Genomic DNA, 22,989 nt, shown 5'->3' on the forward strand with positions numbered 1-22,989 from the left:
AAAGGAAACTTACTCACCTTTAAAGGCGCGCTTCATTTTCGAAAAGAAATTGCTGTCAGTTGTTTCATCTCCGCTCACTTCACCGAACTCTTTCAACAGCTGCTTTTGCTTACTAGAAAGACTTGTCGGCGTTACAACCCGAATTTGTACGTGCTGGTCACCTTGACCATAGCCACGCACATTTTGCACACCTTTACCGCGCAAACGGAACTTTGTGCCTGTTTGAGTACCAGCTGGAATTTTCAGCTTTACCTTTCCGTGTAATGTTGGTACCTCAACTTCATCGCCAAGAGCAGCTTGAACGAATGTTAATGGCATTTCACAATAAATATCTGTATCATCACGCTCAAAGAACTCATGCGGCTTGACATGGAAAACAACAAACAAGTCACCAGGAGGGCCTCCATTGACACCAGGCTCCCCTTGTCCTGATACACGCATTTGCTGTCCCTCATCCACGCCAGCTGGAATCTTCACATGAATTTTCTTGCGTTTTTGAACCTTGCCGTCACCGCCGCATGTCGGACATTTCTCACGTACATACTTTCCTGTTCCGTTACAATGATGACATACACGACGGTTTACAATTTTGCCAAACGGTGTGTTTTGCTCAACATTCATTTGACCTGCACCATTACAGTGTGGACATGTCTCAGGGGTTGTGCCAGGCTTAGCCCCACTTCCATCACATGTGCCGCACTCTTCTTCACGCGGAATTTGAATGTCTGTTTCCTTACCGAAAGCAGCTTCCTCAAATTCCAATGACATTGTATATTGCAAGTCAGCACCTTGTCTTGGTGCGTTTGGATCACGACGTCGGCCGCCTCCACCAAAGAACATATCGAAAATATCGCCAAAGCCGCCGAAGTCAGCTCCGCCGCCTCCAAAACCGCCAAAACCTTGGTTCGGGTCAGTATGGCCGAACTGGTCATATTGTGCACGCTTCTGATCATCACTAAGGACTTCGTATGCATCTTTTGCTTCTTTAAACTTATCAGCTGCATCATCTTCCTTATTTACATCTGGATGATATTTGCGTGCGAGCTTGCGGTATGCCTTCTTTATCTCATCTTTTGAGGCATTTTTGTCGACGCCGAGAACCTCATAATAGTCTCGCTTGCTCATCAAATACCCACTCCCGATCATTTTTCACATAAATTTTATATTATCATTGATTGTAGACTTTTCGCAACAGTTTACAAGATCGTTATCACAGGAAAAAGCAGGCTGCTTTCTCTGTTTTCTTTTTCAAAAAAAGTCAAAGTCAAGAGGAACCTGACTTTGACTTTTTTAGGTCGTTATTTATTGCTTATTTCTTTTCGTCGTCGTTTACTTCTTCGAAGTCTGCATCTACGACGTCGTCATCTTGATTGCCTTCGCCTTGTGCTTGCTGTTGTGCTTGTGCTTCTTGAGCTGCTTGCTCGTAAAGCTTAACAGAAAGCTGTTGTACGATTTCTTCAAGTGCTTCTTTCTTTTCTTTGATTGCATCGAAGTCATCGCCTTCTAGTGCTTCTTTCAATGCATCACGTGCTTCTTCAGCTTTTTTCTTTTCTTCTTCTTCGACTTTATCGCCAAGGTCTTTCAACGTTTTGTCAGTTGTAAATACCATTTGGTCTGCTTCATTGCGAAGTTCTACTTGTTCACGTTGCTTCTTATCTGCTTCTGCATTTTCTTCTGCATCTTTAACCATTTGTTCAACTTCCTCATCAGAAAGACCAGAAGAAGACTTGATTGTAATTGTTTGTTTCTTACCAGTACCTTTATCAGCAGCAGATACATTTACGATACCATTTGCATCAATATCGAATGATACTTCGATTTGTGGTACGCCGCGTGGTGCTGGTGGAATATCAGTTAATTGGAAACGGCCAAGTGTTTTGTTGTGTGCTGCCATTTCACGCTCACCTTGAAGAACATGGATGTCAACAGATGTTTGGTTATCAGCAGCTGTTGAGAACACTTGTGATTTGCTTGTTGGGATTGTTGTGTTACGTTCGATTAGCTTTGTAAACACGCCACCCATTGTTTCAATACCAAGTGAAAGTGGTGTTACGTCAAGAAGTACAACATCTTTAACGTCACCAGTCAGTACGCCACCTTGGATTGCTGCACCAAGTGCTACAACTTCATCCGGGTTAACACCTTTATGTGGTTCTTGACCTGTTTCTTTCTTGATTGCTTCTTGTACAGCTGGAATACGTGTAGAACCACCAACAAGAATTACTTTATCAATTTCGCTTGCAGACATGCCTGAATCTTTAAGTGCTTGACGAGTTGGTCCCATTGTACGTTCAACTAAATCAGAAGAAAGCTCTTCGAACTTAGCACGAGTTAAGTTCATTTCAAGGTGAAGTGGACCTGCATCGCCTGCTGTGATAAATGGTAGAGAGATTTGCGTGCTTGTTACACCTGAAAGATCTTTTTTCGCTTTTTCAGCTGCGTCTTTCAAACGTTGAAGTGCCATTTTATCTTTTGAAAGGTCAATGCCGTTTTCTTTCTTGAACTCACTTACAAGGTGATCGATGATTACTTGGTCAAAGTCGTCACCACCAAGACGGTTGTCACCTGCAGTTGCGCGTACTTCGAAGATACCGTCGCCAAGCTCAAGGATCGATACGTCAAATGTACCGCCACCAAGGTCATAAACAAGGATTGTTTGGTCTTGGTCTTCTTTATCTAAGCCGTATGCAAGTGCTGCAGCTGTTGGCTCGTTAATGATACGCTCAACTTCTAAGCCAGCAATTTTACCAGCATCTTTTGTAGCTTGACGCTCTGCATCATTGAAATAAGCAGGAACTGTGATAACTGCTTTTTCAACTTTTTCCCCAAGATAATCTTCTGCATATGATTTGAAGTTTTGAAGAAGAATTGCAGAAATTTCTTGTGGTGTATAGCTCTTATCCTCTACTTCTACTTTATAATCTGTACCCATATGACGTTTGATTGATTGAATTGTGTTTGGGTTTGTAATTGCTTGACGCTTTGCAACTTCACCGACTTGACGCTCGCCGTTTTTGAATGCCACAACAGATGGTGTTGTACGGTTACCTTCTGGGTTTGGAATTACCTTTGCTTCGCCGCCTTCCATGACAGCCACACATGAATTTGTTGTACCTAAGTCAATACCAATGATCTTACTCATTGATGAAAGCCTCCTTTATTATTATGCTATGTATTTTCATTAGCGAATTATTGATTTACCTTTACCATTGATGGACGAATGACACGGTCATTCAATTTGTAGCCTCTTTGAAGCTCTTCGACAACAACATTTGACTCGTAGTTCTCATCTTCAACCTGCATAACTGCTTGATGCAACTGTGGATCAAATTCCTTTCCAACAGCCTCGATCTCTTCAAGACCTTCCTTCTTAAGTGCCTCGATAAGCTGATTATGCACCATTTGCATTCCTTTGAGAACAGATTCTGTACTGTCCTTTTCAGGGTCGACAGCTAACGCGCGTCCGAAGTTATCAAGCGCAGGTAAAACCTCTTCAATCAAGCTTTGTGCTCTATATTTACGATCCGCTTCACGCTCTTTGTTCACACGGCGGCGGAAATTTTCCATATCAGCCTGTGCGCGTAAATAACGGTTGTTGTATTCTTCAACTTTCGCTTGCAGTTCTTCAATTTCAGCTTGCTTCTTGGCAAGTTCATCTGTTTCTTGTGTTTCTTCAACTGAAACCTCTTCTTCAACAGCTTCTGCTTCTTTTGCAAGCTCTTCTTGCTCTTGGTTTAGTTTATCCTCAGCCAATCCCTTCACCTCCCTTATTACTCTAACAGCATAATGTGCATTAACACTATTGCATATATCTGCAAAACAATCCAATTAACATTCATTTATACATAGGAAAGCGATGGAAGTCCTTACCACTTCCACCCCTTAACAATATTGCCATTGTTACTTGGATTGATACAGTGACGAAAGAACCTTTGACAAGTCTGCAGAAAAGACATTCAACAAGCTGATCACTTTTGAATATTCCATTCGTGTTGGCCCGAGTACTGCAATTGTACCCATATGTTCGTTGCCGACTGAATAGGACGCTGTAATAATACTGCAATTACGCATCTCTTCGATTTTATTTTCTTGACCAATCTTAACCGAAATACCTGACTTTGATGTTCGCAGCATGTCATAGACAAGCTGGTCCTGCTCGATAAGAGACATAAGCGAACGCAATTTCTGTAAATCATTGAATTCCGGCTGAGAAAGCATATTCGTTTTTCCGCCAAAATAGATTTTTTCACTCTTTTGACTGCCAAATGTCTCAATCAACATTCGGTATACTTTCTCGTAATTGTAGAGATGGCGTTTTAATACATGCCCAACTTCCTCATTCAATCGTTCAGGCAACTCAATAAGCGGAATACCTTTCAAGCGCTCATTCAGGATATTGACCATTTTTTCTAATTCGCCTGGCTCTATCCCTTCTGGCATTGTAATTGTTCGATTTTCGACATGACCTGTGTCCGTCACGATTATCGCAACGGCCGTCGTATCTGTCAACGGAATCATTTGAAATTGCCGCAAACGAGTCTCGAACATTTCAGGCCCAAGCACGATTGATGTGTAACTTGTGAATTCCGATAAAATCTCTGCTGACTTCTGTGCCACCCGCTCTAACTCAAACACACGATCCGAAAAGAACGTATGAATAGATTCAAGCTCTCCTCGTGATAACTTTGACGGAGCAAGCAAGTTATCTACATAAAAGCGGTAGCCTTTTTCTGATGGAATTCGACCTGATGATGTATGAGTCTTCTCTAAGAAGCCCATGTCCTCCAAGTCTGCCATTTCATTGCGGATTGTCGCCGGACTGAAGGTGATTTCTTCCTTCTTCGCGAGTGTTCGCGATCCGACCGCTTGTGCAGAATGGATAAAATCATCAATGATCACTTGTAAAATCAACAGTTGGCGTTCTGTCAACATATGATGATCACCTCTGTTAGCACTCCTTTACATCGAGTGCTAAATCTAATATTAAATTACCAAATCCATTGTTGGATTGTCAACGTTAAGAATCCACTCTGCACAAAAAAATCGTTACCCGTTTTTATGTTATTCAAACACACCGAGGAAACTTTGAAAGACTTCATTCCCAAGTAAGAACCCTTTCTTTGTTAACCTTATGCGCTCCTCCGATTCTTCAAGCAATCCTTTTTTAACTGCATCTTTAATTTGCTTGTCAAACACCTCGTTCATACTTTTACCATAGCGAACGAAGAAACGTTGCTTGGACACACCTTCACGCTTTCGCAAGCCGAGAAACATTTCCTCTTCCATCTGCTCAGAAAGAGAAACCTTATGCTCTTCAATATACGGAAAGCCATTCTCTTCAATTCGTTGCATGTAATGAGGAAGCGGGCCAGCGTTAACTCTGCGCACCCCTGCAACATAACTATGTGCGCCTGCACCAAATCCAAAGTATTCGTTGTTATGCCAATATGTTAAGTTATGTTTGCTTTCATACCCTGGTACTGCAAAATTGCTAATTTCATATTGGGTAAATCCTTGGTTCTCCATTTCGGTCATTAACACTTCAAACATTTGCGCTTCATTCTCTTCACTCGGAAGGCGTAACTTCCCTTTTTTCATTAAATTGTAAAAGACAGTCTTCGGCTCTATTTGTAATGAATAACCAGAAAAATGCTTCACACCAAGACCAAACGCCGTTTGTAGCGTTTCTTCAAAAGAACTCATCTCTTGTCCAGGCAGCGCGTAAATTAAGTCTACATTGATATTGTCAAAGCCGACTGCTTGTGCTGTTTCAATGGTCTCAAATACATCTTTTGCCCGATGTGTGCGGCCGATTTTTTTCAACAGCTCATCATTAAATGTTTGGACACCGAAGCTTAATCGGTTTACTCCATAGTCTTTCATAAGCTGCAGCTTCTCTTTTGCCAAACCACCTGGATTTGCTTCAAACGTATATTCAACATTTTCAACAGCAAGCGGTAAGATGTACCGTTCAATCGTGCTCAAAAATTGTTCCATCTGTTCCATATTCAACGAAGTTGGCGTACCACCACCAACAAAAATCGTTTCTATTCGATCTGTCGGAAACCGTTCAAGTGAATGCTTCACTTCTGTATCAAGTGCTCTTAAATAGTCTTCAACAGGCTGGTTCTGAAGGAACACCTTATTGAAGTCACAGTAATAACAAATATGTTCACAAAACGGAATGTGAAGATACACTGCTTTTGCCATTCATTTTTCACCTTCCACAAACAAAAGCCGCAAGACAGTTGCTTGCGGCTTTGTGTTTTTTCCATTTATTTCTTCTCGTCGCTGTCCATTTTCAGAACCGCCATGAATGCTTCTTGCGGGACTTCGACGGACCCAACTGACTTCATTCGTTTCTTACCTTCTTTTTGCTTTTCTAGTAGCTTACGCTTACGAGAAATATCCCCGCCGTAACATTTTGCAAGTACGTTTTTACGCATTGCCTTAATTGTTGAACGAGCGACAATTTTGTTTCCAATTGCTGCTTGAATCGGTACCTCAAATTGCTGACGAGGAATAAGCTCTCTTAGCTTATCAGTAATAACCTTACCCCGCTCATATGCGAAATCACGGTGAACGATGAAGGATAACGCATCGACTTGCTCACCATTCAATAAAATATCCATCTTCACAAGGCGTGACTCTTTGTATCCGATTAGCTCATAGTCAAACGATGCATACCCTTTTGTTTGCGATTTCAACTGGTCAAAGAAATCATAAACGATTTCCGCAAGCGGAATATCATAAACAATATTAACGCGGTTTTCATCCATATATTGCATATCAATGAAATTACCACGCTTCGCTTGGCATAATTCCATAACCGGACCAACAAAGTCGTTCGGAACCATAACGGTTGCTTTCACATATGGCTCTTGTACTCGTTGAATGCTTTGTGGGTCAGGCATGTTAGATGGGTTATCGACAATCACTTCTTCTCCATCTGTCAGTTCTACCCGATAACTAACGCTTGGCGCAGTAGTAATCAAATCAATCTTGAATTCACGTTCAATCCGCTCTTGAATAATTTCCATATGCAGCATCCCTAGGAAACCACAACGGAAACCAAAACCAAGCGCCTGCGATGTCTCCGGCTCATATTGTAGCGAAGAATCATTTAACTCAAGACGTTCAAGTGCTTCCCGCAAATCATTATACTTATTCGAATCAATTGGATAGAGACCACAGAATACCATCGGGTTAAGACGCTTATAACCAGGAAGTGGCTCAGCAGCAGGTTTCTGTGCACTTGTGATCGTATCACCGACGCGCGTATCCCCAACTGTCTTAATAGCAGCTGTTAAGAAACCAACATCCCCTACTGTTAATTCATCCTGCGGCAATGGTTTTGGCGTGAAGACACCAAGCTCCGTTACTTCGAATTCTTTTCCTGTTGCCATCATACGAACCTTATCGCCGACTTTAACAGAGCCTTCTACAATTCGAATGTACGCAATAACACCACGATAAGGGTCGTATAAGGAGTCAAAAATAAGCGCTTTTAACGGCGCCTCTGGATCACCTTGTGGCGGTGGTACTTTTTCTACAATCTGTTCTAAAATTTCATCAATGCCAATCCCAGATTTCGCACTTGCTAATACAGCCTCTGAAGCATCAAGACCGATTACATCTTCGACCTCTTGACGGACGCGCTCAGGCTCTGCACTTGGAAGGTCAATCTTATTAATGATCGGAAGAATTTCCAAGTCATTATCAAGTGCTAAATAAACGTTCGCGAGTGTTTGCGCTTCAATGCCTTGCGCTGCATCCACAACAAGGATAGCACCTTCACACGCTGCAAGACTACGAGACACTTCATATGTAAAGTCGACGTGTCCTGGCGTATCAATTAGATGAAAAATATACTCTTCTCCGTCCTTCGCTTTATATTTCAATTGGACAGAGTTTAATTTAATTGTAATGCCACGCTCACGCTCTAAGTCCATCGCATCGAGCATTTGGCTTTTCATTTCACGCTGTGTCAAGGCGCTTGTTTTTTCTAGTATACGGTCTGCTAACGTACTTTTCCCATGGTCAATATGTGCAATAATAGAAAAATTACGTATGCGCTCTTGCCTTTTTCTCTTCTGTTCATTATTCAAATCGATCACTCCCACCATAACGGCAAAGATACACTAGCATAGATTATAGCAGTGAAGGTGCAGTCACACAAGTTTTCTTCGCTGTACACGTTACGATAATAAAATAAAAAGAACAGCAGTCAGAGCCACTGTTCTCTAAATTGGAATCTTCTCGATTATTTTTTCAAACGCAAAAATGCTTATTTCAATGATTTTTGTAAAGAGGGTTTCTAATATCTCTGACAGCTTCTTACCTAATTCTGAGAAAAAGTTGAAAGACTTGATGTGCTGGAGCTTCTCCTTCTTCTCTTCAATTTGGGTAGCATCAACCTCCTTGCCGAGCACAGAAGCTTCCACTACTCCATCTTCTCCTTCTTCGACACTTATCACTTCTTTCATTTCTGGATCATCATAACCTCTCATCTCTTCCATACTATTGTTCGCTTGCTGCATGCCAAGCAGAACGCCGAAAAATAAGAGTAGCGCAGAGCCAGCAGACAGAATAAGAAATTTCCACATTGCACATCCCTCTAATTGTTCACTTTTTTAGCCTGCCAATAATATTCCGCAAAAACATCTGCAATAGCTGAAGTCGTCCGATAGACTTCCTCAAGTGTATTCTCTGTTCCACCCATTTCGATAATAATCGCATTTTCAGATAAGTCTTGGTTGAACTTTCCGTTTGTTCCTGGTCCAGATTTTGTCGTGACCCCACGGCTAATACCTGGATATTGCTTCGCTAACAACTCATGTAGATCTGTTGCCAACTTTAAGTTCCGCTCATATTTGGCATGTTCTCCACCAATTACAAAATAAGTACGTGCATAGTTTTTTCCGTTTATTTCAACGGTTGTATTTTCCTTCGTCTGCCAGTCTCTGTGAATATCAAAGAAAAATTGCAAATCACGATTGTTTGCAATCGCTTGTTTGACAACAGGTCTTGACTGATCGTAAGAGCGTGAATAATGAATCCCGCCTTGCAGCAATTGACCGGTAATATCTGTCGTATCAACTGTTGCCCCAATCCCCCGCGCTTCCAGCTCTTCTGCTAATCGTGTTCCTACAAGCGTTACGTTTGCTTTACTATGGTAGGCTTCATCTCCACCTTTTGCCTCAGGAATCAGCGGCAAATACGATTCTCTTGAATGCGTATGGTAGATGAAAACAACTTGCTTTCCATTTGTCGTCATTTTCGGCTTTGCACTTTCATCTGGCTTGTCTGCTTTTTCTAAGCTTTCAAGCGATGCTTTACGCTCTTTCAACAGCACTTCTACAGGCGGTGCTGATTCGTACGGCATATTCGTATAGTCTGTCCCTTCTCCAGCCACAATAATTTCTCCGTCATAAATTGAAAAGTACGGCAGCTCCCGCCCTAAAAAGCTGCGCGGGTCGTCAAAGTTAATATTCGTGGCAATCTCAAATAAAAACGAAGAAACTTTCGGTCCAGCATTTCCCTCTGGAAGCACTTGAGAGAAATAAGGATTTTCAAACGTCATCAGATGAAGAAATGATTCGCCTGTTAACTTTGCTGCCCATTGATGTACTGATGAGGAAGAAAGCCGGTACTCTGGCTTCAATGACGTTAACGTGCCGATCATGATAAAGAGAATCATCATAATAACGGTAAAGAAAACAACTAACCGCACAATATGTGGACCTTCAATAATGACACCAATCCTTTGTGTTCTTGGAGGCCTCATCTTTCACACCCTCTCATCGCTATACTAGTAATCAGCATATGAGATGATAGAAAGAATAGAACTAGAAAAAGAGCAATGACTAGAATTAACGGGTATAGACCCCAACATTGTCATCGTTTATCGTTGGATGAAGAGCATCATTCAAGCCTTCTGCAATCAAATGAGCCATATCTTCCATGAAAATATCGACTTCTTTTGGGGTTACCATTAAGTTATGACCGATCGGTGCAAGAACCTCATGAATTAGACGCCTCTTCTCTTCATCAGGTAAAGTGCCTACGATCCCCAAGAACGTCTTCCGTTTCTCCTCATTCGGAAGGTCCTCTTCACTCAATGTCCGCTTTTCGCCAAACTGCATGCCAGCCGGTGCAAGCGAACGGGAAGGCTTATCTCCTTCACTCAACTCTCTACCAAAGTGCTTCAATAGAAAGTCAATCGCGTCACTTGTAATTGTCGCAGCATCCACAACTGTCGGAATACCAACCGCAATAACTGGAATCCCATATGTTTCCTTACTTATTTCTTTCCGTTTATTACCGACACCTGAGCCTGGGTGAATACCTGTGTCAGAGATTTGAATGGTTGAATTAACACGTTCAATCGACCGTGAAGCTAGAGCATCTACCGCAATAACGAAGTCAGGCTTTGTTTTTTCAATAATCCCGGCGATAATATCACTTGTTTCTATGCCAGTTAACCCCATGACTCCAGGCACGACACCACTGACAGAGCGATAACCATCTTGGACTCGTTCTGGTTCAAGCGTGAACAAATGCTTTGTAATGAGAAGCTGTTCAATCATCATCGGACCAAGCGCATCAGGTGTGACATTACGATTCCCAAGCCCGACAACAAGACATGTATCCTCGTCTTTAATGCCACACTCTTTCATTAAAGAAACCATTTCACGTGTGAAAGTCTGTTCAACACGCCGCTGAAATTCCGAATCACTACCTCTTATTTCTGGCGCTTCAATCGTAATATAGCGCCCAGGTTTTTTTCCCGTTATGTCAGCACCTTTATCTTCAATGCGAATATGCGTTAATTTGATCCCGTCAACCTCATGTTCTTTCACAACAACGCCATCAATCGTATTTTTCTTTTGTCCTTCTTGGCCCTGCCGTTCTACTGCCATATCCCGTGCTTCCAATGCCAAATCAGTCCGAACGGCATACACCGACAAATCAAGCGGTTCACTCATGAAAAGTCCCTCCTTCTCGTTACCATTTCTTGCTGACAGTTTTGCCATATACAGTGACATTCATGCACACTTAAATGAAAAACTCTTAATCCTCTATTGCAAAGAAACCGTCCGTTTGATAGAATACTTTGTGTTCTATATAAGAGTGAAAGTTAAGCTTCCATTCAAGGAGGTGAAAGGAATGCCAAACATTAAATCTGCAATCAAACGCGTAAAGAAGAACGATGTACGTCGCGTACAAAACGCTGCAATCAAATCTGAAATGCGTTCAGCAATCAAGAAATTCGAAACATTAGCTGATAACAAAGATGTAGATAGCGCAAAAACAGCTCTAGTTGACGCTGTTAAACGTATTGACAAAGCTGCTCGTAAAGGTCTAGTTCACCGTAACAAAGCAGACCGTCAAAAATCTCGTCTAACTCAAAAACTAAACGAACTTTCTGCTTAATTGCAGGAACGTAAAAGAAGCGTCCTTATTCACGCTTCTTTTTTGATACAAACAGGGGGAGTAGCGATTGGTTCGCACTCCCCCTGTTTCTATTCTTTCTTCAGTTTCATCAAAAACAATTCCACTGCCAGCTGTTTATCCAGCTTACCGCTTTTAATTCTGTAGTCCACTTCTGCCAGCTCATCCATCAGCCTTAACAGCTCATTCATTTCAAACAAATTGGCTTTTTGCATTGCAAGCTTTACACGAAATGGATGTACTTTCAGCGTTGAAGCAATTTGACTTTGTCCATACCCACGGCTTGCCAGTCCTTTCACTTGATACAATAAGCGAAACTGCTGTGTCAGCAAGGCAAGAATTTTGATCGGTTCTTCTTTTTGCTCTAACATATCATAGAAAATTCGCATCGCCTTTTGTAAATCACGTTTTAACACCATATCTGTTAGTGAAAAGATATTTTGTTCAAGTGAACGTGAGGCAAGCATCTCAACCATTTTCACGGTAATCTCTCCAGTATCAAATGCATAGAGAGATAGCTTGTCCATTTCTGTGCTCAGCATCATCAAGTCTGGCCCAACTGTTTCTAATAACAAAGCAACAGCTTCTGGCTCTATACTAACTCGCCGTTCTTTTGCCTGCTGATTAAGCCATTGCTTAATTTCTTTTTCCGTCAACGGGGCAGCGTGAACAAACCCGCCTCTTTTCTTGATTGCTTTAACTACTTTTTTTCGTTCATCCAGCTTCTCATACGGGGCAATCATCATGACAATCGATTCTGAAGATGGATCTTCTATATAACGCTCTAACTGCTTCAAGTCGTGCTCTACCTTTTGGTCATTCTTTTGAGCCGTCAAGAAATAAGCATTCTGAACAATCACGACCCGTCGTTCCCCCATAAAAGGAAGTGTCTCCGCATCTTCAATTGCCGCTTGAATCGGTGTTTCTGCCATATCAAAGAAGGATAAATTAAAATCACGATCTTCTTCACTTAATGTTTTTTGAATAAGTTTTTGTTTCGTATCCTCAATTAAAAAATTTTCTGTTCCATAAAATAGGTAGACCGGATAAAACATTCCATTCTTTATTTCACGTTGAATATCAATTATGTTCAATTTTCATTCACCTCAACCGCTCTCATCTTAAAGCCTTTCTTTAATAAGGGCAAGCGGTTTTTCCGAACAATTTTGACAACAGGACAAGTCAGTTAATTTTCCGGGAATTGTGGATTTATTAAGCAACACTATGTAAAATAAAAGGAAGAAGCAGTAGGGGCTTCTTCCCGATCTATATGAACGCTGAAGTCTGAGGCCTAGGACATCTGACTTCAGCGGTTAAAACGTGTGCATTTATAGTCTAACCGGCTGTTTTTGAACTATTTGTGACAACTCTTGTCAAGAAAGGCAAGAGTACAAATCCATCACTCACAGCTTATGGATTTTTTTTGCACCATCACTTATACTAAAAACTGCAATAGGAGGGATACATATGAACGAGTTTGAAAAAAACGTCCAAAGTAAACGCAACGACGCTGTTGACTCTGGTGTTGGCTTTGTAGTATCATTCGGATTCTTTTTTACAATCTTTATCATCGCGATTGTTATGAAATTCATCGGAAGCTAATTTATTTGTTTCCACAGGAGACTGCTTACAGCAGTCTCTTTTTCAGTTGTAACTATCTCCTATCATCACCTAATCTCTACTGTATCGTATGGTAGAACTGTCCGAAAGGTTCCACGATTCTGTGAAAAATTCCATTGAATCGCCCCAAATTGATCCGTCCTTAACACGGCTACCTTATTAGCTGAAAATCGCTTCAGCACTTCTGCATGCGGATGGCCATAGCGGTTGTCTTTTCCTGCTGAAATTACCGCTACCTGTGCCCCAATTTCCTGAATAAACACTTCTGAGCTCGATGTTTTACTGCCGTGGTGGCCGGCTTTTAATAGATCAGCTTGAAGCGCCGGAAAAGTGCGAAGCAGACGTTGTTCGCCTTCCTCCTCTAAATCCCCTGTAAATAACCACTTTTTCTTCCCAAGCTGCGCCCAGAGCACAACGCTTCTGTTATTTTTTTCGACTTCACTTCCAAATGGTGATAACACATAAAAGCTCGTCTTCCCTTCATGCCAGCCTTGTCCTGATTTGACACGAACAACATTCGTCTTTCGCTTCAACGCTGTTTGCAGGACATCCTTTTGCCAATCAGACGAATAATCTGCCCCACTTCCAATCATTAATGTCTTCACACGCATTGCTTGCAAAATATCCTCCGCATCTCCAATATGATCATAATCCCCATGTGTTAAAACAAACCGTTCAACTCGCCGCACACCATTTGCTTTTAAAAATGGTACGACGACATCCTTTCCAATTTGAAAGGGGTTATCTGTCTGTTTCCATTTCTCTTCACCGAAAGAAACGAGACCACCTGTATCAATGAGCATATTAGAGCGTCGATATGGCAGCTCAATATAAATGCAATCTCCTTGCCCGACATCTAACACCGTTACTTCTCCCCAAGGGTTTAAATACGGTAAACACCAGAGAAAAATAAGTGCAAGCACTACACGCGAAAACGAGACAGTAAAAGCACGGACATTGTCGTACTCTTCCCATGCTGCAAAGAAAAAAATACACGCTACACTGTACAGCATATTCCACCACATAGGCGGCCTGCCGAAGGTTAATGTCAGCCAGTCAATCCTCTCAAAGCACTTAAGAAAAACATAAGAAATCTGTAACAAGCCATTTTCAAACCAAATGAGCACATCAGAGAGTGGTGGAAAGACAAAGTGAAGAAAGAATGCGATAAAGGACAGTGGCATAATAATTAACGACATAAATGGAACAAACAAAAGGTTTAGAGGGATACTTAATAGTGAGAAGCCATAGAAATGATGCAGCATGACTGGTAGAGCACTCAACTGTGCAATAACCGTCACATATAGCATCTGTTTCCATGTCGATGAAGTTCTTGAAAAAATCGCGACAGAGGAGAGAATTAAAGCTGCGCTTACAATAAATGAAAGCTGAAAGCCTGCTTCAAACAAATAGGCAGGTCGATAAATTAGCATACATAAAGCCACAAGACTAATGCCATCAATCGGCAAGAAGTGAGCCTTAAAGCGAAGCGTAAACAACACACACATCGTCATCATCCCTGCCCGCACAACAGATGGAGCAGCGCCAGCGACAAGCATGTAAAGTGGCAGCAAGCAAAAGAGAAGGACATATGTTTTTTCCCTTGTAAGGCCAATACGTAACAATAGATAAAACAGCACTGCTGTCATAAACCCAACATGAAGACCTGAAATTGCCAATAAGTGAATAATGCCAAACTGCTGAAACAGCTTTTCTACATCAGCTTCTAAGTCTGCACGCCAGCCAAACACTAACGCTTTCGTAATTCCTTCTGCCGGCTGTGGGAAATGCTCACCTATGTATTCCAAGCCACTTTGCCTCCATATAGCTGGTTGACTCCACCGATATTTTGCAGGCGTACACTGCTCAATTCGAATAACATCAGGCTTAAATACCCAGTAAACATTTTGAGCATTTAAATAATCCTTGTAATCAAATGCACCGAAGTTACGAGCTTCTCCAGGTGCTTCAAACTTTCCAGTTAGCTTGCACGTACTGCCAACCTTTAAAGCCTTCAAGGTATCTCGTTCTTGCTTTGAAGCTAGCTTATAATGAACGAGGACGTGCTCATTGCCATTCAGGCGGAAGCGTACTGTATCACCATTAAATTCAGGGATTGTCGAGATCTCTCCAGTGAGGTTGTTCATTTCAGAAGTAATTGTAGTGGAGTGAAGTTGTTGATAAATAGGGGTATAGCCAAAGAAGAGGATAAAAACAAGAAGCATAGTCAGCATCGCTTTCACTGATTCACGCCGATACAAATAAACAAAGAATACGATTGTGATAAACAGTCCGAGCCATCGAAAAGATTGTGACAGCCATATTGCCATACATGCTGCAAACGCCGCATAACACCATTTTCCTTTCAAACCCACCCCTCCTATAATTTGTAAAAGAGCGGAACAGCTCCGCTCTTACATATAACTTGTAAATAACTTATTTGCTTGCTCATGAAGTTGACGTACTTCTTCTTCATTACCGCCGCTTTGGGCTAGCTTTTGAATCAAGCTTGATACGAACTGAAGCTTTTCATCGTTTTTGAAATCAATAATCATTTCATCCAGTTCAACTTGTTCCATGTGTACACCTGCATCGCGGAAAAGCTCTTCTGCGTACGGATGGTTTTTGTAATCCTTTGCATAATAGACAGCTTGAATGCCAGCTTGAATAATTGCTTTTGTACAGTGAATGCAAGGAAAATGGGTCACATAGATTTCTGAGCCTTCCGTTGGCACTCCAAACTTTGCACATTGAAGCAGGGCATTCATCTCCGCATGAATGGTCCGTACACAATGGCCATCAATCACATAACAGCCTTCATCCACACAGTGAACCCCACCTGAAACTGACCCGTTGTATCCACCGGCAATAATTCGTTTATCCCGCACAATTGTCGCTCCAACACTTAAGCGTGTACACGTACTTCGTAATGCTAATAGGTGACTTTGTGCCATAAAATATTGATCCCAAGAAATTCGTTCCATACACTTGTTCCTCCAATTCATCCCAACACGTTTTTTAATACCATTAAGTGTACAGAAATACTACAATTTTCGTCAATCTTTCTTTCTATTGAGCGATAATATCATCCTTCAGCTTTTCAAGTGAACGTTCTCCTATCCCTGAAACTTCTAACAGCTCTTCTACTGTTTCAAATTTTCCATTCTCTTCACGATAAGCAAGGATGGCCTCTGCTTTCGCTGGACCAACTCCATTAAGTGTTTGCAGCTCTGCAGAAGTAGCACTATTAATGTTTATCTTCCCTTCTTCTGCAGGTCTCAACGGTGTCCCTGCCACAATGTCTTCTTCACCTTCCTCTGGCACGTAGATAAGCATTTCATCACTTACACGAGAAGCGAGGTTTACAGCCTCTTGTGCAGCTTTATCAAGAAAGCCCTCTGCCTTCTCTATAGCATCAATTACCCGGCTTCCTTCCTGCATTTCATAGACACCAGGGGAGTGCACGGCGCCTTTCACATCAACAACGATAAGAACCGGTTCTACTTCCTGCAGTTCTTCCTTCTCAGGCTCTTGTACTTGAAAGAGTTCTTCTTCAACTTGTTCTGTGACTACATCATTCGGCCTAAATAAAAATAAAAAAAGACAGACGACTACAAGGAAACCAATTATACTTGAAAGGATCTTTTCACGGTTCGAAAGCTGAAAACGTAACATTCAGCGCCTCCTTTCTCGGAAAATCTTCATAAATGAAAACATCACTTCATACTGTTTAGGAGAGAGATTGTTTGCAAAGGGAGGGAACGTACAAGATGAAAATTGGAATGATAGGCACAGGAAACATGGGAACAATTCTCACAGAAGCATTTGCTGAGTCTAATGCGCTTGCCACAAATCAATTACTTATTACGAACCGAACGATCGAAAAAGCAGAACGTTTAAAGGAAAAATACCCGGAACTTCAATTAATGCCCTCAGCAGAAGAAATCATTGAGGAAGCTGATTATATTTTTATTTGTGTAAAGCCATTGGAATTTTATTCTTTGCTAAGTGGAAGGGAACCTGAGGAATTACAGGGGAAATGCTTTATATCGATTACAAGCCCTGTGCATACAGAAGAACTTGAGACAATGCTGCAATGCCCAGTGATACGCGCAGTGCCAAGTATCACCAACCGCGCTCATTCTGGTGCTACATTAGTGACGTTTGGAGAAATGTGTCAAGAACAACAAAAGAAAGATGTGCTCACCCTCTTAGAAGCCATTTCGACCCCTATTATTGTCGATAATGATTATATTCGAATGGCATCTGATCTTGCCAGCTGTGCACCAGCCTTTTTCAGTTACTTAGTGCAAGCCTATATTGATGCAGCGGTAGAGCAAACTAACATTTCGAAAGAAAAAGCAACACTGCTTGCAAGTCAAATGCTAATCGGTGTTGGAACGTTACTTGAAAAGCAAGTGTACACCCTACCTTCACTCCAAGAAAAGGTTTGCGTTAAGGGCGGTGTAACAGGAGAAGGAATTAAAGTCTTAGAAAAACACGCGGCAGGAATGTTTGAAGAGCTTGTAAAAGTTACCCATGACAAATACGCAGAAGACCGAGAAAACATTACAACCCAATTTAACACCTATATCAATTAATTACCACATCATCATGTAATTTCCTGCAAAAAAAAATCATCCGCATGAAATTTTTAGCGGATGATTTTTTTTGCTACGTAAAAGAGGCGTTCATTTGCATCATGCTTTTCAGAATGAAAGTCATAAACTTTCTTCTCAACCAAAAAACCTGCTTCACGAAGCCATTCATCATAGCTTTCTTCTGGGTATGTACGCTGCACATGTGTTTCATCAAATCGTTCATAAATCCCATTATCTTCAACAAAAAAGGTTAAATCATGCTCTACCGTTAACGGCGTTTCCCCTTCAAAACATTGCCAAATAAATGAAATTGCCGGATCATTTGAAGCATATGTTTGTCCAATAAACAGCTCTTTCATCTTATATACGGTATGCACATCAAACAAAAACAATCCATTATCAGTAAGGTTCTCATATACAGATGAGAATGTTTCCTTCACATCTTCTTCTGTCTGCAAATAATTTAAAGAATCACAAAAAATCGTGATAATATCAAACGGCTCAAATTGGCTCAACTTAGCCATATCCTGTTTCAAAAAGGTGATTGGTAAATGCTTCATATGTGCTTTCTGTTGAGCAACCGCCAACATATCTTCTGAAAGATCAGCTCCTGTCACAACCCAGCCTTTTTCTGCTAGTCTTACAGAGAGCTCACCTGTTCCACATGCTAAGTCTAGCAAGCGTTTTCCCTCTATGTTATAGTTGTTTGCTTGCTTTTGGACAAATTCAGTCCATGAATCATACGGCGCATCACTCATTAACTCATCATAAAGATAAGCAAAACCTTCATATGCCATCGTTCCACTCCTTTCTTCATAAAAGAAAACCCGGCGGATGTGCCGAGTTTTACATTATTGATGTAATTCTAATTCTTCACGAATATCTTCAACTGGTGCATCGCCCCAAAGACGTTCTAAATTATAATAGTCACGTTCTTCACGGTGGAAAACATGTGCGACAACATCACCCATGTCAACTAATACCCAACGTGCTTCATCCATACCTTCTAATTTTTTCACTACAATGCCTGCTTCTTCAGCCTGGTCTTTCATTTCCCGGGCAATCGCTTGCACTTGCTTTTCAGAATTCCCGTGACAAATAATAAAATAATCTGCCACAAGAGAAACACCTTTCATATTTAAAACGACAAGATCTTCTGCCCTTTTGTCGTCAGCCGCCTTTGCAGCTAATACAGCTAATTCACGTTCAGTCATTTAGCTGTTCGCCTCCTTTTTCCTCTTCATCACAAGGGAATTATATGTTTCGAATGTATCTGGATAAATCATTTGCTGTTTCTTTAACAAGAAATGCATCGTATTATGCAACGCCTTCAAAACAGCGGCATCTAAGCTTTCTTTTGCCAGCTCTCGCACTTCTTCTACGCCTGGAAACTGACGCCCCGGTTCAATATAATCCGCTAAAAAGACAACTTTATCAAGCGTTGTCATATGTGGATGTCCTGTCGTATGGTAGCGAATGGCTTGAAGTACCTCTCTATCCTCAATTCCAACCTCTGTCCTAACTAAAAATTCTCCGACAGGCGCATGCAGCAGTTCAGCTCCATGCTCAAGCAAATTTTGTGGCATATTTTGTTCTTGTACAATACGTTTCATTTCGTCTTTATGACGAAATTTCGCATAATCATGAAAAATTGCCGCAAGTTCCGCTTTCTTCTCATCTGCACTGTATTTCTTTGCAAGCTGTATTGCTGTTTCCACAACACCTAATGTATGTTGATAGCGATGCTCAGTTAACTGTTCCTTCACAATTTCCAGCGCACGGTTACGTTCCATACAACTGATTCTCCTCTATATAGTTTTTCACAATATCCGGCAATAAATAAACGGTATTTCTGCCTTTTTCAAAACGCTCCCGCAACGATGTTGAGGATACATCAAACTGCGGAACATCGACATATTGGACCGGATAATCTGTTTGAAACTGATAGCCAGGACGCTTCACACCGACGAATTGTACAATTTCCATTAATTCGTCAATTCGGTGCCACTTTGGCAAATACTCGACCATATCAGCACCAATAATAAAGAAAAACTCGGTATCAGGGTGCTGCTGTTTCAACAATTTAAGCGTATCAATCGTATACGAACGCCCATCGCGTTCAAACTCAATTAGTTGCATAGCAAAATGTTGATTCTCACCAATTGCCCTGCGCACCATTTCAATTCGATGCATACTGTCTGTCACCTTCCGCTCTTTGTGCGGCGGGACATTACTTGGCATGAACCATATTTGTTCTAATGATAACGCGCTTCGGACTTCTTCTGCAATCAACAAATGCCCATTATGCGGAGGGTCAAAAGTTCCGCCAATAATGCCGACCCGTTTCATAACCCTCCTCCTTTCCTCTTAAGGAAGTTTAATTTGCTTGTTTTCTTCTGATTCCTTATAGAGCACAATTACATTGCCGATCACTTGTACAAGCTCAGCATCTGCACCATTGCTTAATTCTTCTGCTACTTCCTTACGGTCATATTCGCAGTTTTGCAGTACGCTTACTTTTATTAATTCACGAGCTTCTAGTGCCTCTTCAATTTGTACAACCATATTTTCATTTACGCCGCCTTTACCAACTTGAAAAATTGGGTTCAAGTGGTGGGCTTTTGAACGTAAATATCTTTTTTGTTTTCCTGTTAACATATTTTAGCCTCCAAGCTGTTGTCTTACGATGCTCTCCATTCGTTTCATATCGGGCTGAATGCCTGTCCATCTTTCAAACGCAAGGGCTCCCTGCCCAACAAACATTCCTATGCCTCCATGTATAATAGCACCTTTTTCTTCTGCTGTACTTAACCATTTTGTTTTCAATGGGTTATAAATAATATCACTAATAATTTTCCCTTTTTCTAATCTACCTAATCTGAGCGGCATTTCATCAACTTTGGGACTCATGCCAACTGCAGTTGTCTGAATAATAACATCATAATCATTTATTGCTGTTTCAGCCTCCTCAAGGCTCAATGCCTTTGAAGCGGATGGAAATGGACAGTCTGCAATAATCGTTTCTGCTTTGGAAACAGTCCGATTCGCAATATCAACTTGCTTAACTCCACGGTTAGCTAATGAAACAAAGATAGCTCGCGCCGCTCCGCCTGCTCCAATCAGCAGTAGTTTCTGTGCTGAAAGCGGTGCTGTTAATTTCGGCAGTAATGACTCGATATAACCTTGTCCATCCGTATTATAGCCGATTAACTTACCATTTTCATTCACAACTGTATTGACGGCTCCGATTGCTGCTGCTTCTTCATCAATGACATCTAACAATGGCATAATATTCACTTTATGCGGAATCGTTACATTGAAGCCTTTTACACCTAACGCTTTTAACCCCTTTACTGCTTCTGTCAGTTCATCTGGATGCACATCAAAGGCATGGTAATGATGCGGCAAGTCTAGCGCTGCAAATGCATCATTATGCATGACAGGCGACATTGAATGTCCAACAGGATGTCCGAGCAGACCATACAATTCCCCCACAAATAACGCCCCCCTTATTATTAAATAATGGATGGTCGGATTGAGACACTAACTCCTTTTGGTACATATGCTCTTACCTTTGTTCCAGGTTCATTTACGACAACCCAGCCAAGGCCTGAGAAGACAATATCTGTTTTTGATTCACGAATCGTAAATTCATGCTTCACAAGCTCTGGAAATTCATCTAGTTGCTCTGGATATGGCGGTGTTAATAATTCACCGACGTTATTCTTATAGACGTCATCTGCTTTCTCTGTCTTTGTACGGTGAATATACAAGTCATTTGATACATAACAAGTAAAGGAAGTGCGTCCGCCTGAAACATGATCTAGGCGAGCAAGACCTCCAAAAAACAAAGTTTGCTCTTCATTTAGCTGATACACTTTCGGCTTAATTTCTTTTCTCGGTGTTATTACTTTAAGCCCTTTTGCGTCAACAAAATGAGCCATCTGATGATGATTAATAATGCCTGGTGTATCATACATCACTGCTTGGTCGTCAAGCGGAATATCAATTAAATCAAGCGTTGTGCCAGGAAATTGTGATGTTGTAATGACATCGTCCTTCTCATCAGAGAACTGTTTAATAATACGGTTGATAAATGTGGATTTTCCAACATTCGTACAACCAACAACATACACATCCTTGCCTTCCCGGTATTTATCAATAAGTGCTGCCAGTTCCGTAATGCCATGGCCTTTAGCTGCACTAATAAGCGCCACATCAATCGGCTTCATTCCAAGCTCTTTTGCCGAATGACGCATCCAATGCAACAGTTTGTTTTCTGTTACTGATTTCGGCAGCACATCCTGTTTATTTCCTACTAAAAGAATCGGGTTCTTCCCTGCAAAACGATGCAGGCCAGGTAACCAGCTTCCATTAAAGTCAAAAATATCGACAATCTTTACAACAAGAGCATCTGACTTCCCAATTCCATTTAAAATTTTAAGAAAATCATCATCTGTTAAGGAAACATCTTGAATCTCATTATAATGCTTCAAACGAAAGCAACGCTGACAAATGATATCGTCTTTTTCCAGCGCTGAGGGTGGCGCATAGCCCATTTCCTTCTTATCTTCTGTTTGAATCCTCACACCGCAACCGATGCAATACACTTGCTCTTCCACGTTCATTCCTCCCAATAAATCATCCCTTTTCGCTTCATCCAGCTTAGGATGCGTCTTTCCACACGGCGATTGAATTTTGTAATAAAACCATCTGACTGCGCAACAGGCACGACAAGAATCGTATGAAAACCTGCGCGATTTCCTCCTAATACATCTGTGAGCAGTTGATCGCCGATTACAACGACATCACTTTTCTTAAGCATCATTTCTTTCAAAGCACGCCTAAAAGCCCGCCCCATCGGTTTACGGGCCGCATAGATGAACGGAACACCTACAGGCTCTGCAAATTTACGAACACGCGCTTCTTTGTTATTTGAAATGATCATAACGAGAATCCCGTGGTCTTGCATAGATCGAAACCATTCTTGCAGCTCAGGTGTTGCATCAGGTCGGTCCCATTCAACTAATGTATTATCTAGATCGGTAATGACCCCGCGTACACCTTTTTCTTTTAATGCTTCCGGTTTTATATCCAAAATCGATTGTACATGTTGATCAGGTAAAAAATTCTTTATCAACTATATCCACCTCTATCTACGATACACTTTTACACACTTCGACTCACATTGGTATCTTCACTATGATAACGGATTTAATCGTCACTTTCAAAATAAAATTAAACACCATAATGGGTTAAATCTCGTTAAGATAGATGTTGTCCTAAAAACTTTCGACATTTTCTGACAAAACTA

General features: G+C 41.3%; 24 protein-coding genes. 3 read left to right on the forward strand and 21 right to left on the reverse strand.

Annotated features, from left to right (window positions below):
• Window positions 1–9: 9 nt before the first annotated feature.
• The 9 genes from dnaJ to gpr form a co-directional block, all read right to left on the reverse strand.
• Window positions 10–1,125, reverse strand: a complete 1,116-nt coding sequence (gene dnaJ / locus LC040_11380) for a molecular chaperone DnaJ (protein WLR49895.1) — start codon at window positions 1,123–1,125, stop codon at window positions 10–12.
• 184 nt (window positions 1,126–1,309) lie between these two features.
• A complete protein-coding gene (gene dnaK / locus LC040_11385; protein WLR49896.1) occupies window positions 1,310–3,142 on the reverse strand; it encodes a molecular chaperone DnaK in 1,833 nt (610 codons plus the stop codon).
• A gap of 47 nt (window positions 3,143–3,189) precedes the next feature.
• A complete protein-coding gene (grpE, locus tag LC040_11390) occupies window positions 3,190–3,753 on the reverse strand; it encodes a nucleotide exchange factor GrpE (protein ID WLR49897.1) in 564 nt (187 codons plus the stop codon).
• A gap of 147 nt (window positions 3,754–3,900) precedes the next feature.
• Window positions 3,901–4,932, reverse strand: a complete 1,032-nt coding sequence (gene hrcA / locus LC040_11395; protein WLR49898.1) for a heat-inducible transcriptional repressor HrcA — start codon at window positions 4,930–4,932, stop codon at window positions 3,901–3,903.
• Between the two features lie 129 nt (window positions 4,933–5,061).
• The gene (hemW, locus tag LC040_11400; protein WLR49899.1) at window positions 5,062–6,210 is read right to left on the reverse strand and encodes a radical SAM family heme chaperone HemW; all 1,149 of its coding nucleotides are present in this window, start codon (window positions 6,208–6,210) and stop codon (window positions 5,062–5,064) included.
• A 65-nt stretch (window positions 6,211–6,275) separates the two neighbouring features.
• Window positions 6,276–8,108, reverse strand: coding sequence for a translation elongation factor 4 (gene lepA, locus LC040_11405; GenBank protein ID WLR49900.1), 1,833 nt, complete (start codon window positions 8,106–8,108; stop codon window positions 6,276–6,278).
• Window positions 8,109–8,243: 135 nt separating this feature from the next.
• Window positions 8,244–8,606, reverse strand: a complete 363-nt coding sequence (locus tag LC040_11410; GenBank protein WLR49901.1) for a DUF3679 domain-containing protein — start codon at window positions 8,604–8,606, stop codon at window positions 8,244–8,246.
• 11 nt (window positions 8,607–8,617) lie between these two features.
• On the reverse strand, window positions 8,618–9,787 hold the full coding sequence (locus tag LC040_11415) for a stage II sporulation protein P (GenBank protein WLR49902.1): 1,170 nt from the start codon (window positions 9,785–9,787) through the stop codon (window positions 8,618–8,620).
• Between the two features lie 85 nt (window positions 9,788–9,872).
• On the reverse strand, window positions 9,873–10,988 hold the full coding sequence (gene gpr / locus LC040_11420; protein WLR49903.1) for a GPR endopeptidase: 1,116 nt from the start codon (window positions 10,986–10,988) through the stop codon (window positions 9,873–9,875).
• Window positions 10,989–11,169: 181 nt separating this feature from the next.
• Between gpr and rpsT the strand changes: the two genes are divergently transcribed.
• Complete coding sequence (rpsT, locus tag LC040_11425; GenBank protein WLR49904.1) at window positions 11,170–11,436, forward strand: 30S ribosomal protein S20; 267 nt, start codon at window positions 11,170–11,172, stop codon at window positions 11,434–11,436.
• Between the two features lie 89 nt (window positions 11,437–11,525).
• Here rpsT and holA read toward each other — a convergent pair whose 3' ends face one another.
• Window positions 11,526–12,548, reverse strand: a complete 1,023-nt coding sequence (gene holA / locus LC040_11430) for a DNA polymerase III subunit delta (GenBank protein ID WLR49905.1) — start codon at window positions 12,546–12,548, stop codon at window positions 11,526–11,528.
• A 373-nt stretch (window positions 12,549–12,921) separates the two neighbouring features.
• Between holA and LC040_11435 the strand changes: the two genes are divergently transcribed.
• Complete coding sequence (locus tag LC040_11435) at window positions 12,922–13,056, forward strand: YqzM family protein (GenBank protein ID WLR49906.1); 135 nt, start codon at window positions 12,922–12,924, stop codon at window positions 13,054–13,056.
• 65 nt (window positions 13,057–13,121) lie between these two features.
• Here LC040_11435 and LC040_11440 read toward each other — a convergent pair whose 3' ends face one another.
• The 3 genes from LC040_11440 to LC040_11450 all read right to left on the reverse strand — a co-directional run bounded on the left by LC040_11440 (window position 13,122) and on the right by LC040_11450 (window position 16,749).
• Complete coding sequence (locus LC040_11440) at window positions 13,122–15,443, reverse strand: DNA internalization-related competence protein ComEC/Rec2 (protein ID WLR49907.1); 2,322 nt, start codon at window positions 15,441–15,443, stop codon at window positions 13,122–13,124.
• Between the two features lie 45 nt (window positions 15,444–15,488).
• Window positions 15,489–16,058, reverse strand: coding sequence for a ComE operon protein 2 (locus LC040_11445; GenBank protein ID WLR49908.1), 570 nt, complete (start codon window positions 16,056–16,058; stop codon window positions 15,489–15,491).
• Between the two features lie 85 nt (window positions 16,059–16,143).
• Window positions 16,144–16,749, reverse strand: coding sequence for a helix-hairpin-helix domain-containing protein (locus LC040_11450; protein WLR49909.1), 606 nt, complete (start codon window positions 16,747–16,749; stop codon window positions 16,144–16,146).
• Window positions 16,750–16,844: 95 nt separating this feature from the next.
• Between LC040_11450 and comER the strand changes: the two genes are divergently transcribed.
• Complete coding sequence (gene comER / locus LC040_11455; protein ID WLR49910.1) at window positions 16,845–17,675, forward strand: late competence protein ComER; 831 nt, start codon at window positions 16,845–16,847, stop codon at window positions 17,673–17,675.
• 53 nt (window positions 17,676–17,728) lie between these two features.
• Here the strand turns inward: comER and LC040_11460 are convergent, their stop codons facing one another.
• The 8 genes from LC040_11460 to LC040_11495 are packed head-to-tail and all read right to left on the reverse strand — an operon-like array spanning window position 17,729 to window position 22,815.
• Window positions 17,729–18,472, reverse strand: coding sequence for a class I SAM-dependent methyltransferase (locus tag LC040_11460; protein WLR49911.1), 744 nt, complete (start codon window positions 18,470–18,472; stop codon window positions 17,729–17,731).
• 54 nt (window positions 18,473–18,526) lie between these two features.
• Window positions 18,527–18,889 (reverse strand): ribosome silencing factor, encoded by a 363-nt coding sequence (gene rsfS, locus LC040_11465; protein ID WLR49912.1) that lies wholly within the window; start codon window positions 18,887–18,889, stop codon window positions 18,527–18,529.
• Window positions 18,890–19,468, reverse strand: coding sequence for a bis(5'-nucleosyl)-tetraphosphatase (symmetrical) YqeK (gene yqeK, locus LC040_11470; GenBank protein WLR49913.1), 579 nt, complete (start codon window positions 19,466–19,468; stop codon window positions 18,890–18,892). It abuts the gene before it with no gap.
• Complete coding sequence (locus LC040_11475) at window positions 19,458–20,024, reverse strand: nicotinate-nucleotide adenylyltransferase (protein WLR49914.1); 567 nt, start codon at window positions 20,022–20,024, stop codon at window positions 19,458–19,460. The genes yqeK and LC040_11475 overlap by 11 nt, the downstream gene beginning before the upstream one ends.
• An 18-nt stretch (window positions 20,025–20,042) precedes the next feature.
• A complete protein-coding gene (gene yhbY / locus LC040_11480; protein WLR49915.1) occupies window positions 20,043–20,333 on the reverse strand; it encodes a ribosome assembly RNA-binding protein YhbY in 291 nt (96 codons plus the stop codon).
• Between the two features lie 3 nt (window positions 20,334–20,336).
• The gene (gene aroE, locus LC040_11485) at window positions 20,337–21,170 is read right to left on the reverse strand and encodes a shikimate dehydrogenase (protein ID WLR49916.1); all 834 of its coding nucleotides are present in this window, start codon (window positions 21,168–21,170) and stop codon (window positions 20,337–20,339) included.
• Window positions 21,171–21,190: 20 nt separating this feature from the next.
• A complete protein-coding gene (yqeH, locus tag LC040_11490; GenBank protein WLR49917.1) occupies window positions 21,191–22,297 on the reverse strand; it encodes a ribosome biogenesis GTPase YqeH in 1,107 nt (368 codons plus the stop codon).
• A gap of 2 nt (window positions 22,298–22,299) precedes the next feature.
• Window positions 22,300–22,815, reverse strand: coding sequence for a YqeG family HAD IIIA-type phosphatase (locus LC040_11495; GenBank protein WLR49918.1), 516 nt, complete (start codon window positions 22,813–22,815; stop codon window positions 22,300–22,302).
• Window positions 22,816–22,989 lie beyond the last annotated feature (174 nt).

This window comes from Bacillus tianshenii (assembly GCA_020524525.2).
Classification (GTDB): domain Bacteria; phylum Bacillota; class Bacilli; order Bacillales; family Bacillaceae_N; genus Bacillus_AV.

Bases quoted from the DNA above. Each gene is read 5' to 3' on its own strand.
- LC040_11445 (WLR49908.1), bottom strand. From the start codon at position 16,058: ATGGAACGAATTTCTTGGGATCAATATTTTATGGCACAAAGTCACCTA.
- LC040_11410 (WLR49901.1), bottom strand. From the start codon at position 8,606: ATGTGGAAATTTCTTATTCTGTCTGCTGGCTCTGCGCTACTCTTATTT.
- hrcA (WLR49898.1), bottom strand. From the start codon at position 4,932: ATGTTGACAGAACGCCAACTGTTGATTTTACAAGTGATCATTGATGAT.
- LC040_11450 (WLR49909.1), bottom strand. From the start codon at position 16,749: ATGTTACGTTTTCAGCTTTCGAACCGTGAAAAGATCCTTTCAAGTATA.
- rsfS (WLR49912.1), bottom strand. From the start codon at position 18,889: ATGACTGAACGTGAATTAGCTGTATTAGCTGCAAAGGCGGCTGACGAC.
- dnaK (WLR49896.1), bottom strand. From the start codon at position 3,142: ATGAGTAAGATCATTGGTATTGACTTAGGTACAACAAATTCATGTGTG.
- LC040_11460 (WLR49911.1), bottom strand. From the start codon at position 18,472: ATGGCATATGAAGGTTTTGCTTATCTTTATGATGAGTTAATGAGTGAT.
- LC040_11435 (WLR49906.1), top strand. From the start codon at position 12,922: ATGAACGAGTTTGAAAAAAACGTCCAAAGTAAACGCAACGACGCTGTT.
- gpr (WLR49903.1), bottom strand. From the start codon at position 10,988: ATGAGTGAACCGCTTGATTTGTCGGTGTATGCCGTTCGGACTGATTTG.
- rpsT (WLR49904.1), top strand. From the start codon at position 11,170: ATGCCAAACATTAAATCTGCAATCAAACGCGTAAAGAAGAACGATGTA.
- LC040_11475 (WLR49914.1), bottom strand. From the start codon at position 20,024: ATGAAACGGGTCGGCATTATTGGCGGAACTTTTGACCCTCCGCATAAT.
- dnaJ (WLR49895.1), bottom strand. From the start codon at position 1,125: ATGAGCAAGCGAGACTATTATGAGGTTCTCGGCGTCGACAAAAATGCC.
- hemW (WLR49899.1), bottom strand. From the start codon at position 6,210: ATGGCAAAAGCAGTGTATCTTCACATTCCGTTTTGTGAACATATTTGT.
- yqeK (WLR49913.1), bottom strand. From the start codon at position 19,468: ATGGAACGTAACCGTGCGCTGGAAATTGTGAAGGAACAGTTAACTGAG.
- yhbY (WLR49915.1), bottom strand. From the start codon at position 20,333: ATGTTAACAGGAAAACAAAAAAGATATTTACGTTCAAAAGCCCACCAC.
- LC040_11415 (WLR49902.1), bottom strand. From the start codon at position 9,787: ATGAGGCCTCCAAGAACACAAAGGATTGGTGTCATTATTGAAGGTCCA.
- comER (WLR49910.1), top strand. From the start codon at position 16,845: ATGAAAATTGGAATGATAGGCACAGGAAACATGGGAACAATTCTCACA.